The 18440-nt window shown below is 72.5% G+C and carries 14 protein-coding genes; 5 read left to right on the top strand and 9 right to left on the bottom strand.

Annotated features, from left to right (window positions below):
• Positions 1-3: 3 nt before the first annotated feature.
• The 7 genes from ACIQK6_RS32185 to ACIQK6_RS32155 form a co-directional block, all read right to left on the bottom strand.
• Positions 4-1584, bottom strand: coding sequence for an alpha/beta fold hydrolase (locus ACIQK6_RS32185; RefSeq protein WP_402696179.1), 1581 nt, complete (start codon positions 1582-1584; stop codon positions 4-6).
• Between the two features lie 126 nt (positions 1585-1710).
• Positions 1711-3798, bottom strand: a complete 2088-nt coding sequence (locus ACIQK6_RS32180) for a SpoIIE family protein phosphatase (RefSeq protein ID WP_329104849.1) — start codon at positions 3796-3798, stop codon at positions 1711-1713.
• Positions 3799-3924: 126 nt separating this feature from the next.
• Positions 3925-4893, bottom strand: a complete 969-nt coding sequence (locus tag ACIQK6_RS32175; protein ID WP_402696176.1) for an ABC transporter substrate-binding protein — start codon at positions 4891-4893, stop codon at positions 3925-3927.
• Position 4894: 1 nt separating this feature from the next.
• Positions 4895-6886, bottom strand: coding sequence for an ABC transporter permease (locus ACIQK6_RS32170; protein WP_402696175.1), 1992 nt, complete (start codon positions 6884-6886; stop codon positions 4895-4897).
• 88 nt (positions 6887-6974) lie between these two features.
• Complete coding sequence (locus ACIQK6_RS32165) at positions 6975-8093, bottom strand: glycine betaine/L-proline ABC transporter ATP-binding protein (RefSeq protein WP_402696174.1); 1119 nt, start codon at positions 8091-8093, stop codon at positions 6975-6977.
• Complete coding sequence (locus tag ACIQK6_RS32160; RefSeq protein ID WP_329104840.1) at positions 8090-9616, bottom strand: GMC oxidoreductase; 1527 nt, start codon at positions 9614-9616, stop codon at positions 8090-8092. The genes ACIQK6_RS32165 and ACIQK6_RS32160 overlap by 4 nt, the downstream gene beginning before the upstream one ends.
• A gap of 2 nt (positions 9617-9618) precedes the next feature.
• Entirely contained in the window at positions 9619-11124 is a 1506-nt protein-coding gene (locus ACIQK6_RS32155) for an aldehyde dehydrogenase family protein (protein WP_402696172.1), read from the bottom strand.
• 381 nt (positions 11125-11505) lie between these two features.
• Here ACIQK6_RS32155 and ACIQK6_RS32150 point away from each other — a divergent pair, with 381 nt between their 5' ends.
• From ACIQK6_RS32150 to ACIQK6_RS32140, 3 genes are read left to right on the top strand one after another with little or no spacing between them, the layout of a single operon-like run.
• On the top strand, positions 11506-11724 hold the full coding sequence (locus ACIQK6_RS32150; protein WP_402696171.1) for a hypothetical protein: 219 nt from the start codon (positions 11506-11508) through the stop codon (positions 11722-11724).
• A 59-nt stretch (positions 11725-11783) separates the two neighbouring features.
• Complete coding sequence (locus tag ACIQK6_RS32145) at positions 11784-13382, top strand: RIO1 family regulatory kinase/ATPase (protein WP_402696170.1); 1599 nt, start codon at positions 11784-11786, stop codon at positions 13380-13382.
• 4 nt (positions 13383-13386) lie between these two features.
• Positions 13387-14577, top strand: coding sequence for a lanthionine synthetase C family protein (locus tag ACIQK6_RS32140; RefSeq protein ID WP_329104830.1), 1191 nt, complete (start codon positions 13387-13389; stop codon positions 14575-14577).
• A gap of 150 nt (positions 14578-14727) precedes the next feature.
• Here ACIQK6_RS32140 and ACIQK6_RS32135 read toward each other — a convergent pair whose 3' ends face one another.
• Entirely contained in the window at positions 14728-15762 is a 1035-nt protein-coding gene (locus ACIQK6_RS32135) for a DUF6745 domain-containing protein (RefSeq protein ID WP_402696168.1), read from the bottom strand.
• Between the two features lie 34 nt (positions 15763-15796).
• Positions 15797-16123: a hypothetical protein gene (locus ACIQK6_RS32130; RefSeq protein ID WP_329104825.1), complete on the bottom strand. Its 327-nt coding sequence runs from the start codon at positions 16121-16123 to the stop codon at positions 15797-15799.
• 201 nt (positions 16124-16324) lie between these two features.
• Here ACIQK6_RS32130 and ACIQK6_RS32125 point away from each other — a divergent pair, with 201 nt between their 5' ends.
• Together ACIQK6_RS32125 and ACIQK6_RS32120 are read left to right on the top strand one after the other, a co-directional pair.
• The gene (locus ACIQK6_RS32125; protein ID WP_402696166.1) at positions 16325-17284 is read left to right on the top strand and encodes an STM4015 family protein; all 960 of its coding nucleotides are present in this window, start codon (positions 16325-16327) and stop codon (positions 17282-17284) included.
• Positions 17285-17294: 10 nt separating this feature from the next.
• Positions 17295-18419: an STM4014 family protein gene (locus ACIQK6_RS32120; protein WP_329104821.1), complete on the top strand. Its 1125-nt coding sequence runs from the start codon at positions 17295-17297 to the stop codon at positions 18417-18419.
• Positions 18420-18440: the final 21 nt, after the last annotated feature.

Raw genomic sequence — 18440 nt, 5'->3', positions numbered from 1 at the left:
CGGTCATTTCGGAATGATCGTGAATGGTTCGGGCTTCAAGTCGTTCACGCAGCTGGTGTCGGGGGCGGTCGGGCGAGCGAGGAACGATGCCAGGACGCGTTGGGCGCAGGGCGACTGCGGGACCACCCAGTGGCCGATCCCGGGGACCTGCACGGCGGTCGAACGGGACAGGTCGCGGGCCACGCCCTTCGCCCAGCTCGCCCCGGTCTTCGCGTCGAACGTGCCGGAGACGAGGAGCGCCGGCACCGGGCTGACCGTGGCCACCCGCTGGACGGAGGCGCGGTCCGGAACGTTCCAGACCCGGCACACCGGGTACTGGAAGGGAAGTTGCGGCACCTGGGCCAGGACCGTGTCCGGCCACCCGGGGAAGGCCTTGCGCCCCGCCTTCAGCACGTCGGTTTCCGAGTACCCCGGCGCCCACTCGCTGCACGCCACGGATTCGGTGAGGCCGTGTGCGAATGCGCCGACGTTCTGGACGGAGCCGGCCGCGCGGGCCCGTGCGAAGCGCTCGGGGTTTCCGCGGCTGAGCTCGTCGAGTGCCGCCGGGAGGTCTTTGGGCCGGGGGGCGAAGGCGACGATCTGGTTCAGCAGCGCGCCCCCGTCGAGGACGACCTCGACCGGCTTTCCACCGCCCGGCGGCGGGACGTGCAGCGTCAGGGGATGCGCCTCCAGCTTGCGCACCTGCTCCGTCAGCATGCGGGGGAGGTCCGGGTACCGGCTCTTGCAGGCGGGCTGCGCCGCGCACGCCGCGAAGATGTGGTCGATGCCCTCGGCTGCGCTGCTCCATCCCCACGGCAGGGTCGCGCTCTGGGGAGGCGTGACCGAGTCGATCGCCACGGCGCGGATTCCCTCGGGGTGCAGGCGCACGTAGGTGAGGGCCAGGTCGCTGCCGTAGGAGTACCCGTAGACGTTCCACCGGGGGATGTTCAGCGCCGTGCGCAGGTCGGCGAAGTCGGCGGCGTTCTCGGTGGTGTTGTAGGCGCTCAGGTCGACGCCGTCGGCCGTCAGGCGGTCGCGGCACTCCTTCACCGCCTTCAACAGGAGCTGCTGCGCCTGCTTCGCGTCGTAGCCCAGGCCAACGGCCCGGGCGTTGAAGCGGTCGATCTCCGGGCAGGCGAGGTTCGGCTGGTCGTAGAGGTTGCCGCGCTGGGCCATGACGATCAGTTCGCGGTCCTTGTTCAGCCCGGACTCGACGAGGAACGGTATGTCGTCGAACGTGTCGCCCCCGGGGCCGCCCGCCATGAACACCACGGGCTCCTGCGCCGGCGTCGCCGGTTCGGCGGCCGGAATGACCGCCGCGGCGAGCTTGATGGTCCGGCTGCCGGGGCGGGAGCGGTTCTCGGGAACTTCGAGGTAGCCGCAGCGTGCGTTGCCGAGTGCTGCGATCGGCTCGGGCGGCTTCGGACAAGGCCCGGGCACGAACCGGGACGGGGCCTGCGAACCGGTCCCGTCGGCCGCCTGGCCGGCGGACCGGGCGGCCGACCGGTCGGGCGGTGACGGGGCGCTGCTCGGTGCGGGGCCGAATGCTGCCAGGGAGACCAGAGCGGCTGCGGCGGTCACCGCGTGGATGGCGTGCTGTGGCATGGGTTCTCGTTCCTCTGCCGACATCGGCGGCGGCCCCGCCGGGCCCGGGCGCGGCAGCGGTGTGGACGGAACGCTCGCTCTCGACGCTACCGGGTGGACCGTGCGCGCGCACGCGGAGCGACCGGCCTAGACGAGGGACCCGCCGATGGGCTGCTCCGTCCAGATGGTCTTGCCGGTGCTGGTGAACCGGCAGCCCCAGCGGTCGGTGAGCTGGGCCACGAGGAACAAGCCCCGCCCGCCCTCGTCCGTTTCCCGTGCACGACGCAGGCGTGGCTGAGTGCTGCTGGGGTCGGACACCTCACAGACGAGCACCCGGTCGCGGATCAACCGGAGCCCGACCGGTCCTCCTGCGTAGCGGATCGCGTTCGTGACGAGCTCGCTGGCGACGAGTTCGGTCACGAAGCCCATTTCGTCCAGCTGCCACTCGGACAGCTGGCCCACCACCAGCTCACGGGCGTGCGCGACGAGCGAGAGGTCGGCTTCGAGTTCCCACTCGGCGACCCGGTCGGACGAGAGCGCGTGGATGCGGGCGAGCAGCAAGGCGGCGTCGTCGGCGGCCTCTTGGGGCCGCACCCCGTCGAAAACGGCCCGGCTGAACTCGTCGAGCGGCAACCTCGGGTCGGCTCCGGCGAACGAGCCCCGCAGTCTTTCCATCCCTTGCTCGATGTCGCCGCTCCGACTCTCCACGAGTCCGTCCGTGAAGAACGCGAGCATGCTGCCGGGCCGGACGTCGAACTCCGTCACCTCGAACGGCACTCCGCCCACCCCCAGGGGCGGCCCCGGCGTCACGCCGAGGAAGACCGGCTCTCCGTCCGGCGGCAGGAGGACCGGTGGCGGATGTCCCGCGGCGGCAGCAGCACACTGACCCGTCACCGGGTCGTAGACGGCGTAGAGGCACGTCGCTCCCAGCACGGCCGGCTCCGAGCGCTTCGAGCGCTCCGAGCGGGATTCGCTGGTCATCTGCTCCTCGGAGAAGCCGAGCACCAGGTCGTCGAGGTGCGTGAGCAGTTCGCCCGGATCCAGGTCGAGGTCGGCGAGGGTCTGCACCGCGGTCCGCAGGCGCGCCATGGCCGCGGTGGCGTCGAGGCCGTGGCCGACGACGTCCCCGACGACGAACGCGACGCGCAGCGACGGGAGGGGGATCACGTCGAACCAGTCTCCGCCGACTCCCGAGCCGCCGCCCGCCGGTTGGTAGACGCCCACCGTTTCGGCGGCGGCGGAGTCCAGGGCGGAGCGCGGCAGCAGGCTCCGCTGCAAGGTCACCACCGACCGGTGTTCCTTGGTGTAGCGGCGCGCGTTATCGACGCCGAGCGCGGCCCTGGACACGACGTCCTTCAGCAGTGCGGCGTCCTCCTCCCCGAACGCGGAGGGCAACTGGCTGCGCCAGACCGTGACGCAGCCGAGGATCAGGCCTCGTGCGTAGAGCGGCATGGCCAGGGACGAGTGCGCTCCGCTGGGGACGAACAACGGCAGGGCCTTCGGATCCATGCCGAGCTCGGCCTGCAGGACGGCGACGTCCGGCACCAGCACGGGCAGCCCCTTCATGAGGGGGCGCATCAACGTGCTGTCCGTCACCGGAGGAAGCGCCTCTCCCACCGCCAGCAGGTCCTCGGCGGATATCTCCGGGCTCTGTGCGGCAGAGGTCCGGCGCAGGCGGACGTCGCCGCTGGTGTGGAAGTGCGGGGGCTCGTCGCCCACCAGCACGTTCTCGGCTATGTCCACGGTCGCCAGGTCGGCGAAGTCCGGTACGAGCAGATTCACCAGGGTCTCGGCCAGCTCGATCACGTCCAGGGAGGTGCCGATGCCCGCGGCGGCGGCTTGGGAGAGCCCGGTCCGGCGTCTTCGCGCATCGCGCTCGGCCGCTTCCTCCGCCGTTTCCGCCGGGGTGACCAGGACGAGCCATTGCGTGGCAGCGCCCGCGCCGCCCGGAGCGTGGGCCGCGAGCCGGACGACCGTACAGACCAGCGGAGCCTCGTGCCCCGTGTGACCGCCGCCCGGAACGGTCATCAGGTGCCCGATCGGCCCCGCATCCGTTCCGACGCGCGGCACCATCCCCAGCAAGGGCGCACAGGTCCGGCCCGGCGGGCATTCCAGCAGCGCCGCGGCCCCCTCCGAACGGGCGATGACCACGCCTGCGTCGTCCAGGACGACCGCTGCCGTGCCGCTGACGGAGGCCGAGGCCGGCCCCGGGCCGCGATGCTCCGGTTCACGCATGTCGCCTCCACGCACCGTGACCTTCAGTATCGTCCCCGAGCGTGGCCCCGGCGACCCGCAGCGCCACCGGTTCCCGGCACCTGCGGCCCGGAAGGCCGTGGGGCCCTTGCGGGCCGCCCGGGTCGGTCAGGACGGGAGCCAGGACCGCCAGGTGGCCTCGTTCTGCTCCGCCCAGCGGGCCGCTGCTTCCTGCGGCGACAGCTTCTCCTCGGCGATCATCAGGGCGACGTCGTTTTGCATGTCGGTCGTCCACCGGAACTTCTTCAGGAAGGCCGCGGCGTCGCCCCCCTCGGATGCGAACCGGGCGTTGAGGAACTTCTGCAGCGGCGTGTGCGGGTAGGCGCAGGCCACCTTCTGCGGGTCGACGTCGCAGCCCTCCTTGTACTCGGGCAGCTCCACCTCGGTCATCGGGACCTTCTCGAACAGCCACTGGGGCTTGTACCAGTAGCTGAGGAACGGCTTCTTCTCCTTGGCGAACTGCCTGATCTGGGTGATCTGCGCCGCCTCCGAGCCCGCGAACACGACCTGGTAGTCGAGGTCCAGGTTCTTCACGAGGGCCTTGTCGTTCGTCACGTAGGACGGGGAGCCGTCCAGCAGCTGTCCCTTGCCGCCGCTCTCCGCGGTGCGGAGCTGGTCGGCGTACTTGTTGAGGTTCTTCCAGTCGGTGACGTCCGGGTGTTCCTCGGCGAAGTACGTCGGTACGAACCAGCCGATGTGGCCGGTCACTCCGAGGTCGCCGCCCCGCTCGATGGTTCCCTTGTCGTCGATGTACCGCTTCTCCTGCTCGGGGTGGCCCCAGTCCTCCAGGATGGCGTCCACCCGGCCCTGGCTGAGCGCGTCCCAGGCGGGTACCTCGTCGATCTGGACGGTGTCCACCCGGTAGCCGAGCTCGTGCTCCAGCAGGTACTGGGCGACGGCTACGTTCGCCTGCGCGCCCACCCACGACTGCACGGACAGCGTGACCGTGCGGGAGCCCTTCGCGTCGGCGTACGGGGAGGCCTGGCGGGTCATGTCGGCGGCGCCGCAGGCCGTGAGGGCCGTCAGGGTGAGGGCGGCGGCCGCGGCGAGTGCGGCGGAGCGTGTGGTGCGAGCCATGTCAGGCCCCCTTTCGTGCGGGGTCGCGGCGCCCGGTCGGCTGGGTGACGCGGTCGAGCATCAGGCCGAGGCAGACGATCGCCGCTCCGGCGACCAGGCCGGTCGCCAGGTCGCCCTGGGCGAGGCCGAAGACCGCGTCGTAGCCGAGCGCGCCGCCGCCCACGAGGCCGCCGATGACGACGACGGCGAGGACCAGCACCACGCCCTGGTTGACAGCCAGGAGCAGCGCGGGCCGGGCCAGCGGCAGCTGGACCTGGAACAGTTGCTGCCGTCCGGTCGCGCCCATCGAGCGCGCGGACTCCAGTGCGCCCGGGTCCACCGCGCGCACGCCCTGGGCCGTGATGCGCACCACCGCGGGCAGCGCGTAGACGACGGCGGCCGCGGCGGCCGGGGCGCGACCCACGCCGAAGAGGGCGACGACGGGGATCAAGTAGACGAACTGCGGCATCGTCTGGAAGACGTCGAGCACCGGACGCAGCGCGCGCCCCAGGCGGCTGCTGCGGGCCGCGGCGACGCCGAGGGCGAAGCCGATCAGCAGGGTCACGGCGACGGCGGCCAGGACCTGGGAGAGGGTGTCGAGCGCCGGGTCCCAGACGCCGAGGACACCGATCGCGGCCATCGCCAGGACGGCGGTCGCGGCGGTGCGCCAGGTTCCGATGAGCAGGGCGAGTACGCCGACGGTCAGCAGGACCGTCCACCAGGGCAGCCACTGCAGTCCGTCGCGCAGGGGGCCCAGGACCCAGGTGGTGAAGTGCCCCGCCCAGTCCGCGGTGCCGCCGACGAGGGGCACGCCGGAGTAGAGGTGGGCGGTCATCCAGTCGACCGCTCCGTTGACGGGCCCGGTGATGTCCACCGTCCACGCGTCGGGCCAGGAGAGCCGGTCGAGCAGGCGGGCTGCGACGGCGACGGCGAGGGTCACCGCCGCGGCGACGGCCCAGCGGAGCCCGGACCGGTCGGCCGGGGCCCGGCCGATCCGCTCCCCCGCGGCGGCGGTGACCCGGTCCAGGGTGATGGCGAGCAGCACGATCGGCACACCTGCGGCGAGGGCGGCGCCGACGTCGACGGAGGCCAGCGCCTGGTAGACGCGGTCGCCGAGACCGCCCGCGCCGATGACGGACGCGATCACGGCCATCCCCAGCGCCATCATGATCGACTGGTTGACGCCGAGGAGCAGTTCCTTGCGGGCCAGCGGCAGCCGGGCCGTCAGCAGTTGCTGCCTGCCGGTGGCGCCGAGGGAGGTGGCGGCCTCCACGACCCCGGCGTCCGCGTCGCGCAGCCCGAGCGCGGTGAGGCGGGCCATGGGCGGGGCCGCGTAGACGACGGTCGCGAGGACGGCCGCGGGCACGCCGATGCCGAAGACGAGGACGACGGGCAGGAGGTACGCGAAGGCCGGCAGCACCTGCATGGTGTCCAGCACGGGCCGCAGGATCCGGTGCATGCGGTCCGACAGGCCGGCGGCCAGCCCGAGGAGGCCTCCGAACAGCACGGACGCGGCGACGGCGACCACCATCAGGGCGAGCGTCTGCATGGTGGGCACCCACATGCCGAGCAGTCCGCACACGGAGAAGGCGGCGAGGGAGGTCAGCGCGAGTCGCACGCCCGCCACCCGCCAGGCGAGCAGACCGGCGGCGGCGGTGACGCCGGCCCAGCCGAGAGCGAGCAGCACCAGGTACACGGCGCGGACCGACAGGACCACGACGTTGCTGATGTGCCCGAGGAAGTAGAGGAAGAACGGGTGGCTGTCGCGGTTGTCGATGATCCAGTCGCTGATGCGCTCGAGCGGCCCCGACAGGTCGACGGTGAGCGCCGCGGGCCAGTTCCCGGCGCCCAGGAGCACGCAGCCGAGGACGAGCGCGAGCGCCGCGCAGACGCCGATGAGCCGACCGCGGTGGTGCGCGAGCGTGCGCAGCACACCGGGCCCGTCGTCGGTGGGGGACGTGGTGGTGGTCGGGGTCGTGGGGCCCGGCGGAGCGGGGGGTGCGGTGGTGGTCATCGGTTCCACCGTCCGGTGTGGGCCGGCATCGTGCTGGTGCCGGCGCCGGTGGTGCCGCACGGCGGCGGCCAGGTCGTGTGGCCGTACATCAGGCCACCGCCTTTCCCGTCTCGGCCGGTATCCCGGCGACGACACCGAGGAGTCCCGCGCGGTCGACCACGCCGAGGCACCTGCCGCCCTCGACGACCCGCGCGTTCTCGCCGGTCCGGGCGACGGCCTCGATGGCCTCGTGGACGGTGGCGGTCGGGGCGAGTGCCGGGCCGGCTTCGGACTCGTCGGTGAGTGCGGGGCGCATCGCCGAGCGAACGGTCAGCACCTGCTCGCGCGGCACGTCCCGGACGAAGTCCCTGACGTAGTCGTCGGCGGGGGCGCCGACGATCTCCTCGGGGGTGCCGAGCTGCACGATCCGGCCGTCGCGCATCAGCGCGATGCGGTCGCCGAGCTTCAGCGCCTCGCTCAGGTCGTGCGTGATGAAGACCATCGTGCGTCCCTCTTCCCGGTGCAGGCGTACGACCTCCTCCTGCATGTCCCGGCGGATGAGCGGGTCCAGCGCGCTGAACGGCTCGTCGAACAGCAGGACTTCCGGGTCCACGGCGAGCGCGCGGGCAAGGCCCACGCGCTGCTGCTGGCCGCCGGACAGTTGGCCCGGCCTGCGGTGCTCCATGCCGTCCAGGCCGACCTTGGTGACGAACTCGGCAGCCCGGTCGCGCCGTTCGCCGCGTCCCACGCCCTGGATCTCCAGCCCGTAGGCGATGTTGTCGAGCACCGTCCGGTGCGGGAGCAGCCCGAAGTGCTGGAAGACCATGGCCGCCCGGTGCCGGCGCAGCTCGCGGAGCCGGCCGCTGTCCATGGACAGCACGTCCTCGCCGTCGATGGAGATCGTGCCCGAGGTCGGTTCGATGAGCCGGGTGAGGCAGCGTACGAGCGTGGACTTGCCCGAGCCCGAGAGGCCCATGACGACGAAGACCTCGCCCTTGCGGACGTCGAAGGAGACGTCGCGGACGGCGGCGGTGCAGCCGGTGCGCTCGCGCAGCTCGGCGGCGCCGAGGGCGGCGAGCTCCTGGTCGGCGGGCACGCGGTCGGCCTGCGGACCGAAGACCTTCCACAGGTCGCGTACGGAGAAGACGGACTCCGCGGGTGCCTGAGGCCGGGTCTCGGTGTCCGGCGTCGCGGTGTGCGGCGTCTGGGTGTGCGGCAAGGTGTTCATCGGGTCGTTCCTCCCAGCAGGTCGGCGCACTTCTCGCCGACCATGAGCACGCCGATCATGGGGTTCACGGCGGTCATGGTGGGGAAGACGGACGCGTCGGCTATCCGGATGCCGTCGAGGCCCCGGATCTTCAGATCGGGCGCGACGACGGCGAGTTCGTCGTCGGCGGCCCCCATCCGGCAGGTGCCGGCGGGGTGGTAGACGGTGTGCGCGACCTGGCGGGCGTACGCGCTGAGTTCCTCGTCGGAGGTCACCTCGGGGCCCGGGCACACCTCGCGCTTGAGCCAGCCGGCGAGCGGTTCGCTCGCCGCGATCCGTCGGGCGATGCGGATCCCGTCGACGAGGGTCCGGCCGTCGTAGTCGTCCTCGTCGGTGAAGTAACGGAAGTCGAGCGCGGGCTTGACCCGGGGGTCGGCGCTCGTCAGGTAGAGCCGGCCGCGGCTGCGCGGCTTGGGAATGTTCGGGGTCAACGACACGCCGTGGGCGGGCCGTTCGTAGCCCAGTCGCTCCGGGTTGTCGGTGAAGGGGATCTGGTAGAAGTGGAACATCAGGTCCGGACCCTCCGCCTCGGGGTCCCGGCGGACGAACAGTCCGGCGTCGGAGTCCATCGCGGAGTTCTCCGGGATCGGCCCGTGCGTCTCCCACACGATGACCGACTCGGGGTGGTCGAGCAGGTTCTCCCCGACGCCCGGCAGGTCGTGCACGACGGGGATCCCGAGCTCCTCCAGGTCGGCTCGCGGCCCGATGCCGGAGTGCAGCAGCAGGCGCGGGGTGTCCACGGCCCCGGCGCACACCAGGACCTCGCGCCGGGCGCGTACGACGTGCTCCGCGCCCTCCTTGGTACGGATGTGCACGCCGGTGGCACGGGTGTCCTCCAGCTCCAGCCGGAACGCCCAGGTCTCCAGGGCTATGTGGAGGTTCGGCCGGTCCAGGAACGGGTGCAGGTACGCGACGGAGGCGGAGGAGCGCTTGTTGGTCTCCGGGTGGTAGGCGAGGTCGAAGAAGCCGGCGCCCTCGTGGAAGGGGGCCTTGTTGAAGCCCTCGACGTGCGGCACTCCGAGGGCGGTCTGCGCCGCGTCGACGAAGTCCCGGGCGATGGCGTTCCGGTCGGCCTCGCCGACGGGGACGACGTTGTTGCGCAGCCGGGTGAAGTAGGGGTCCATCGCCTTCGCGTCCCAGCCGTCGGCGCCGGCCTCGGCCCACTCGTCCCAGTCGGAGGGAAGGGGTTTGAAGGCGATGAGGGTGTTGTGCGAGGAACAGCCGCCCAGGACCCGGGCGCGGCTGTGGCGGATGTGCGAGTTGCCCCGGGGCTGCTGGGTGGTGGGGTAGTCGTAGTCGAGCTCACCGCCGAGCAGGCACATCCAGCGGCGCAGGGTGAGGACGTCGTCGCGGCCGACGTCGCTGGGGCCGCCCTCGATGACGGCGACGCTGACGTCGGGGTCCTCGGTCAGCCGGGACGCGATGACGGATCCGGCGGTGCCGCCGCCGACGACGACGTAGTCGTACACGTGGTGCTCGTTCATGTTCAGCCCTTCGCCGTCGTACCCGCGAACCAGCGCACGGGGCGCGGGGCGAGGTTCTGGTAGATGTGCTTGGCCTCGCGGTATTCGGCGAGGCCGCCGGGGCCCAGTTCGCGGCCGATGCCGGACTTTCCGAAGCCGCCCCATTCCGCCTGCGGCAGGTAGGGGTGGAAGTCGTTGATCCAGACGGTGCCGTGCCGCAGCAGGCCGGCGACCAGCCGGGCCCGGTGTTCGTCGGAGGTCCACACCGCGCCGGCGAGGCCGTACTCGGTGTCGTTGGCGAGGGCGACGGCCTCTTCCTCCGTGCGGAAGGTCTCCACGGTGAGGACCGGGCCGAAGACCTCTTCGCGGACGACGCGCATGCCGCGGTGGCACCGGTCGAGGACCGTGGGCCGGAAGAAGTAACCGGGGCCGGCCGGCCTCCCGCCGCCCGCGCGCAGGGCCGCGCCCTCGGCGAGGGCGGAGGCCACGTACGCCTCGGTCCGCGCCAGCTGGGCCGCGGAGACGAGCGGGCCGCACTCGACGCCCGCGTCGGTGCCGCGACCCAGCCTGATCAGTTCGGCCCGGCGGGAGAGCTCGGCGACGAACCGGTCGCGCAGCGGCTCCTCGATGATGAGGCGGGAGCCGGCGGAGCAGACCTGGCCGCTGTGGATGAAGGCGGCGTTGAGCGCCTGGTCGACGGCGGTGTCGAAGCCTTCGGGCGTCGAGCAGGCGTCGGCGAAGACGACGTTGGGGTTCTTGCCGCCCAGTTCGAGTGCGACCTTCTTGACGCTGTCGGCCGCCGCCCGGGCGACTTTGGTACCGCTGACGAGACCGCCCGTGAACGAGACGAGGTCGACGAGGGGGTGCTCGGCGAGCCGGGCGCCGACCGTGTCACCGGGGCCGGTGACGATGTTGGCCGCGCCGAGCGGAAGTCCGGCTTCCAGGAGCAGTTCGACCAGCACGACGGTGGTCAACGGGGTGATCTCACTGGGCTTGATCACGAAGGTGTTGCCGGCGGCGAGCGCGGGCGCGATCTTCCAGCTGGCCTGGAGCAGCGGGTAGTTCCACGGCGTGATCAGGGCGCAGACGCCGACCGGCTCGTACACGACGACGCTGCGGATCTCGTCCGAACCGGCGTCGACGGCCCGGCCGCCGCCGTTCTCGTTCTCCACGAGGTCGGCGAAGTAGCGGAAGGCGTCGCGGACGCAGTCGACGTCGACGCGGCCTTCCGCCAGCGTCTTGCCCGCGTCCCGGCTCTCCAGGGCGCCGATCCGTTCGCGGTCGCGCTCCAGCAGTACGGCGACCCGGCGCAGCAGGGCGGCCCGCTCCGCGACGGGCGTGCGCGGCCAGGCACCGAAGTCGAACGCGGCTCGCGCCGCGGCCACGGCGTCGTCGGTGTCCGGGACACCGCCCTCCGCCACGACCTCGAAGGGGGTCGCGTCGACGGGGTCGATGATCTCGCGCGTGGCCCCGGACAGGGCTGCGCGCCACTCTCCGCCCACGTGGATGGTCTGCTGTGCTGCCGTCACGGTACGTATTGCCTTTCGTTCCTTTGAGTCCCCCTGTCGGTCAGACCGACTTGATCCGGCCGCCTGCCCCGACTCCCGGAACCCATGCGCAATGCGTTGCGGAGAGTGTTCTGCTTCACGCGCGAAAATGACACAAATAGGGACATGCGTCGCAACTCGTCGGTGCGAGGTCGACGCACCGCAGCGGCTCGAGACGGTGGACGACGCGGACTCACCCGTTCGGAGTACGCCATCCCCAGGGCAACGGGGCGGGCGTTTGCGCAGGTCGGCTTCGCCGGGAGCCGGGTGCGGCAGGGGTGGGGGCGGACACGCCCGCAGGCAGCAGGCCGGGGATGCCGTTTACCTGGCAGCACGTTTCCGTGCGAACAGGAGGAAGTGCTCATGGCCAAGCAAGGCAGGAAGAAGGCCGCCTCGCCCGGAGCGGCACGTGCGAACCTGGAACGGGCCGTCGCCGACGTCGACCGCGTGCTGGGGCTGCAGGAGATCCGGACCGGCCGGAGCGGCGGCGCCGCGATCGCCGGCTTCCACAGCACCCAATCGATCGGTTGCAGCACTTTGAGCGTGGGCTGCAGCCCCGGCGGCGGAACGGTGCAGATGTGATTCCGCAGGGGCCGCTCATCCACAGGGGCCGGCCACGCCGCCCCGGCGGATGAGCACCCGTGGAACAGCGGGCGGCCGTGGCCGCCCACCATCTCTTCGGCCTCGTCGACGACCGGCACTACGAGCCGCTGTCCCGCCGGGCCATCACCCCGCAGTACCGCGACGCCCTGCAGCGGCTGCTGCCGGACGCCTGGGCCCTGGAACGCAGTGACGTGTGGCTGCACGCCCGGATGGTGGCGGGCACGACGGGCATGAGGGGCGTGAGGGGCGTGGCGGACTCCTCCCGGCGGACGGCCCCGCCGCCCGCCCAAGGCTTCAAGATCCACGTCTCCTCCGCCCCCGCACACGCCTTGCGGCTGTTCGATCTCGTCGTCCCCGTGTGCGTGGACAACGGCGTCGAGTTCAAGACCGCCGCCGATCCTGTGCTGCTGGGCGTGATCAACTCGAAGACCCAGGAACGCGGTTTCTCGGGCAAGTTCATGACGATCTATCCGCCCGACGAGGACGTCTTCGTCGAGCTGATCGAGACCCTGTACCGGCGGACGGTCGACGAGCCGGTCGACGGCCCGTACGTCCTGTCGGACCGCCGCTACCGGGACAGCAGGGTCCTCTTCTACCGGTACGGGGGCTTCCGGCCACCGCGGCGGCTCAACATCGACGGCACGCACAGCACGTTCCTGGTCTCCCCCGACGGCACCTACGTGGCCGACGAGCGGCTGCCGTACTTCCGGCTGCCCCCTTGGGTCCGCGACCCCTTCGCGGAGGAACCGGCGGAGGAACCGGCGGAGGATTCCGCTGCGCGCCCGGCCGGGGAACCGGCCGCCACCCTCCGAGACGGCCGCTACCGCATCGAGGGCGCCCTGACGTTCTCCAACGCCGGCGGCGTCTACCACGGCACGGACCGCGTCACCCGCACGCCCGTCGTCGTCAAGGAGGCCCGGCGCCTCACCAACTGCTGGACGTCCGGCAACCGCACGGTCGACTCGGTCGACATGCTGCGCCACGAGTACGAGGTACTGCGCCGGCTGGAGGGCCTGGAGTTCGTTCCGCGTCCGGTCGACCTCTTCCAGGAGTGGGAGCACACCTTTCTGGTCGAGGAGCGCGTGGACGGCATCGCCTTCCACGACTTCTGGGCACGGGACGACGTCATCCTCGCGCCGTACATCCGCCGCGAAGGGCGGGTGGCACGGTTCGTACCCCGCTTCCGGGAGGTCGTCGGCCGCCTGATCCACATGGTCGATGAGGTGCATGCGCGCGGGGTGGTCCTCGGCGACCTGTCACCGAACAACGTCCTGATCGACCCCGAGACGCTCCGGATGTGGTTCATCGACTTCGAGAGCGCGGTCCACGAGGACGACGAGGCGGCGCTCCTGGCCTACGGCACCCGCTGGGGCACCCCCGGATTCCTCCACCCGGACCGCGCCTCCCGGGACAGACTCCTTCCGTGCGACGACTGGTACGCCGCGGCCATGCTCCTCTACAGCGGCGTCGTGCCCGCCACCGCGTTCTTCGCCCTCAACCCCCTCGCGCAGGACCTCATCCTCGACGAGCTCGTCGCCCTGGGCGTCCCCGACCGGGTGAGGTCCGTCGTGTCGTGCCTGGCCGCCGGCCGGGTGGACGAGGCGAAATCCGTGCTCGCCGACTGGGAGGACGGATGACGCCGTGCGCCCCTTGACGAACGACGCCCTCGCGGCCGAAGGGGGCGCCCCGGCCCACCCGGACGCGGAGGTCCGGCGCACCCTCGCCGGCATCGCCCACACCCTGCTCCGCACCCACGACGCACGGCGCACCGACCGCCTCTGGCCCGCCGACTACCTTGTGTTCACGACGAACCCGCTGAGCGTGGCCTACGGAGCCTGCGGGCCGGCCCTGTTGCTCCGTTCCCGGGCGGGCGCCCGGGAGCCCGCCGCCGCACTGCCCGCCGAGGTGACCTCCTGGATGCTGGGGCAGCGCCTCGGCACGGACACCTATCCGCCCGGGCTGTACGTCGGGCTGGCCGGCATCGCCTGGGCCTTCCACGATCTCGGCTGGGAGGACAGGGGCGAGGCGGTAATGGCGATGCTCCAGGCGTCGCCGCTGCTGTACGACGAACCGGGCATGTTCTTCGGGGTCGCCGGGTGGGGGCTGGCCTCCCTGCGCTTCCACGCGAGGACCGGTAAGCAGGTCCACCTCGACCGCGCCGTGCAGGCGGGGGAACACCTGCTCAGGACCGCCCGTCAGGAGGGCGACTCCTGCTACTGGCGGTCCTCCCACGACGACAGCATCCACTACGGGTACGGTCACGGGGCGAGCGGCATCGCCCTCTTCCTCCTCCACCTGCACCTGATGACCGGCGACGCCCGCTTCCGGTCGTACGCCGTCAGGGCCCTGGAGTTCGATCTGGCCCACGTGAGCGAGAGCGGTCTCGGCCTTCAATGGCAGCGGGTACAGGACGACCCCGTCCTGTACCCGTACTGGATCCACGGGGGCGCCGGCGTCGGCAGCGTACTGATCCGGTTCCACCACCTGCTCGGCATCCAGCGGTACGGCGAGCTCGCCCGCCGGGTGGCGGAGGACACCTTCGTCAAGTACTCCTACGCCCCCGGCCTCTTCGAGGGCCTGGCCGGCATCGGCGAGTTCATGCTGGACATGTACTCCTTCACCGGCGAGCGGGAGTACCGGGACAGGGCTCGTGACATCGCCGGAACCATCCTGTGGTTCCGGGTCGAGAACGCGGACGGCATCGCGTTCCCCGGCCGCTGGCTCAACCGGATCGCCCACGACTACGCGACCGGCTCGGCGGGCATCGGCCTGTTCCTCTCCCGGCTCCTGTGCCCGGGCGAACGCCCCTTCGTCGACCTCGGGCGGCCTTGAGCCCGGGGCCACCTGCCTCCCGCTACTTCTCCACGATCGGATCCAGCACCACGGAACCGGGCAGCGCCCCGGCCATGTCGTGGGCGTAGACCCCGGGTGGCCGGCCGGGGCCTGCGATTCCAGCTGCCGCACGGCGGTGGCCCGCTGGGGTCACGTCTCCCGGAGCGGTGCGTACGCCTCGGCTCCGAGGCCGAACGTCCAGGCCACGCCCTGGCGGGCCGTCCGGGTCGTCGGCGGTACCCGCAGCCAGTAGGTGCGGCTGGTGCCGTCGGGCTCCGGCGTCGAGTTGACGACTTCCACCATCACGACGGCCTCGTCGTCAGGCATGGGTATGCGCCACAGGATCCCCGTCTCGTCCCGGTGCACGGGGGCGGCCCCCGACTCCCGCAGATAGCGGTCGTACCCGTAGAACTCCAGCATCACCCGGCGCAGTTCGGCGTTCTCCTCCTCCCGGATCCGCTCCGGCGTCAGGGTGTCCAGTCCCGCCAGGAATGCGGCGGGAACGGGCATGCCCCGCCACGCGTGCAGTGCGAACCCGTCGGGGAACGACAGCGCCGGACCGTCCCCGCGGTCCAGCCTGCCGGCCTCGTCGCGGTGCAGCTCCACCGGGCGCTCGCACAGCACGGCCAGCCGTTCGTAGGGCCACCACCAGCCGGCCGATCGGGCCAGCACGCCCAGTCCGTGCAGGGGCGTGCCCTCCTGCGTGTCGAAGGCGCACAGCCAGGCCGCGTCGTGCTGCCCGAGCACCGCGTCCAGGAGCAGCAGGCGCAGCGAGCGCTCCTCGGCCGCGGGGGCGGCCGCCCCGACCGTCAACTCCTCGACGAGACCGGTGCGGATCCGTTCCGCCAGGCGTTCCGTGTTCTCCCACAGGCGGCCGCCCGTCGCGCTCCAGTGCCGCCCCCAGCCCTGCGGGCCGAGCTGCCGCTGCACCCGGTCCCGTTCGGCAGCCCACGGCGCACTGCGCACCGTCTCCCGTACGCCGCGCCCGCGCCCGGCCGGCCCGCACGGCCCGTCGTCCCCGCCGAGCAGGCCCACCGCCTCCCGGGGCGAGTCCGCCCAGACGATCCGCTCCGGCTCCGCCAGGCCCGCGGCCCGGTACGCGAGGCGCACCCCGGCCTCCGCGGCCGCCCGATCGGCCGGTCCGGTGGCTGCCGCGGCCGCCCTCCACACGTCGATGTCCGTCATCACGATCCCCGTTCCCCCACTGTCCGACACGCTGTCAGTCCGCCACGATCCGCACGGATCCGGGTATGTACTCCCGCTGCCGCACGACCCGGTACCAGCCCTTGGGCAGGGGGATCGCGGCGTGCTCCTCGTGCACCACCCGCCCGCCGTCCGGGAGGTGGAGCAGCAGCGGGCCGAAGGCTCCCGCCTCGCGGACGAGCCGCCCGGGCCCGAGGACGGCGTGGGCGTGCCCGGTGACCTCGCCCAGCGCGAGGACCATCCGGCCCCGCCCGTCCCGTGGTTCCTGGTCCGCGTCGACCGCGTGCGGCGGCACCGCCGACTCGTCGAGCGGCACGATCAGCACGTCCCCCTGCCGGTACATGGGTGTCCCCTTCCCCCGCGCCGCCCGGTGCGCCGCGTTCTTCTCCGAAGGTAGGGGTCAGGTCTGACAACGGCCTCGCTCCCACCCTGCCCCTGCCCCTGCACCCGCACCCGCACCGGGCCCTGCCTCGGCCGCTGTCAGTGCCCCTTGGTACAACTTGCAGCACATCGGACGCGACAGGCGAGGAACGGCGGGAACCCCATGAGTCACCCGAGACACCTGACGGAATCGTGCGGGCTGCCCGTCTTCGATTTCCCGAGCCGGGAGGACGCTGACACGACTCCCCTGCCCGCGGCGGACTCCGTCGCCTGGCGGGTCTCCAGCGACAGCTACGACAGCGAGGAGAGCTGGACCGAGGTGTTCGCCCGGTTCCGCGCCGCGGTCGACACGACGAAGGTCCGTGCGATCGTCGTCGGTGCCTGGGAGGAGGCCTACGACAGCGGGCCCGAGGAGATCATCGGCGCCCTCCTCGACGCACGCCCGGACCTGCCCGCCCTGCGCGGCCTGTTCCTCGGGGACATGCACTCCGAGGAGTGCGAAATTTCGTGGATCAACCAGAGCGACGTCGGCCCGCTCCTCGACGGCTTCCCGGAGCTGGAGGAGTTCGGCGTGCGCGGTGGCTCCGGGCTGGTCTTCCCCGCCGTCACGCACCACAAGCTGCGCTCCCTGACCGTCGAGACCGGCGGCATGCCCGCCGAGGCGGTCCGCGGCGTCGCCGCCAGCGACCTGCCCGCCCTGGTCCACCTGGACCTGTGGCTCGGCACGAGCGAATACGGCGGTGACGCGGAGATCACCGACGTGGCGCCGATCCTCGACGGCGACCGCCTGCCGCACCTGCGTCACCTGGGCCTGCGCAACAGCGACATCCAGGACGAGATCGCCACCGCCGTCGCGTCCGCGCCCGTGGTCGCCCGTCTGGAGACCCTCGACCTGTCCATGGGCGTCCTCACCGAGCAGGGCGGCGCCGCCCTGCTCTCCGGCCAGCCCCTGACGCACCTGAAGAAGCTGGACCTGCACCACAACTACCTCGGTGGGCCGCTGCGCGAGCGCCTCCTGGAGGTCCTGGGCGGCGCCGGCGTCGCCCTCGACCTCGACCGCGGCCACGCCGAAGAGGACGAGGACGACGGCCGGGTCTGGCGCTTCGTCGCCGTCGGCGAGTAGCGCGCGGGCCATGACGGACCACGCACCACCGCCGCGCTGGGCGGTCGTCGGCAACCCGGAGAACCGGCGCGTCGCCCTGTTCTCCGGGGCGGTGCGCGATGCCGGGCTGCCCGCGCCGCGCGTCGTGCCCTGGACGGACGTCCTGCGCGGCGGCGGCGCCGCGTTCGCCGCCGACGAGATCGTACGGATCGAGTCGCCCGGGGAGAACGCCGAGGTCGACCGGCTCCTGCGGGGTGCCGGAGACCCCACCCGGGTGGAGGGCGGAGCCCGCTGGTACGCCGCCTTCACGGCGGCCGTCCGGACGCTGACCGGCGGCCGGCGCCTCGACGACCCCGACGAGCTGGCCGTCCTCTTCGACAAGCGGCTCTGCCACGAGGTCCTCGCCCGCGCCGGGGTCCCGGTTCCGCAGTCGCCGACCTCCGGCGGCACGGCTGCGGTACGCGGCTGGGACGACGTACGGGCCCTCATGTCCGCGCACGGCATGCCGCGGGTGTTCCTGAAGCCGGCCCACGGATCCTCGGCCTCCGGTGTCGTCGCGGTCGAGACGGCCGGCGGGGGCCGGATCAGGGCGACCACCTCCGTGGAGGGCGCGGAGGGCGGCCGGCTCCACAACTCCCTGCGGGTACGGCGCCTCACGCACGAACCGGAGGTCGCCGCGCTGGTCGACGCCCTCGCCCCGGACGGGCTCCACCTCGAACGGTGGTGGCCCAAGGCCTCCCTCGGGGACGGGTCGGCCGACCTGCGCGTGGTCGTCGTCGCCGGTCGCGCCACCCATGCCGTGGTCCGCACCAGCCGGACCCCCATGACCAACCTCCACCTCGGCGGCCGGCGCGGCGACCTCGCCGCCGCGGTCCGGGCCGCGGGCCCCGCATGGGCCGAGGCCCTGCGGACCTGCGAGCGGGCCGCGTCCTGCTTCCCGGGCACCCTGTGCGTCGGTGTCGACCTGCTGCCCGCCGTCGGCTGGCGCCGGTTCGCCGTCGCCGAGGTCAACGCCTTCGGCGACCTCCTACCGGGCCTGACCGGACTGCCCGGCAGCGGCGCCGAGGGCCGGGACACCTACGGCGCGCAAGTGGCCGCCGCCATCAGAAGACACGTACAGCACCACCCCGCGAGGAACCACCGTGCACCCGCCTGAGACCCCAGCGCTCCCGCTCCC

Origin of the sequence: Streptomyces sp. NPDC091682 (genome assembly GCF_044756625.1) — a bacterium.
Taxonomy (GTDB): Bacteria; Actinomycetota; Actinomycetes; order Streptomycetales; family Streptomycetaceae; genus Streptomyces.
The sequence above is the reverse complement of the archived record's forward strand: the minus strand, read 5'-3'. Positions and strand labels throughout refer to the sequence as shown.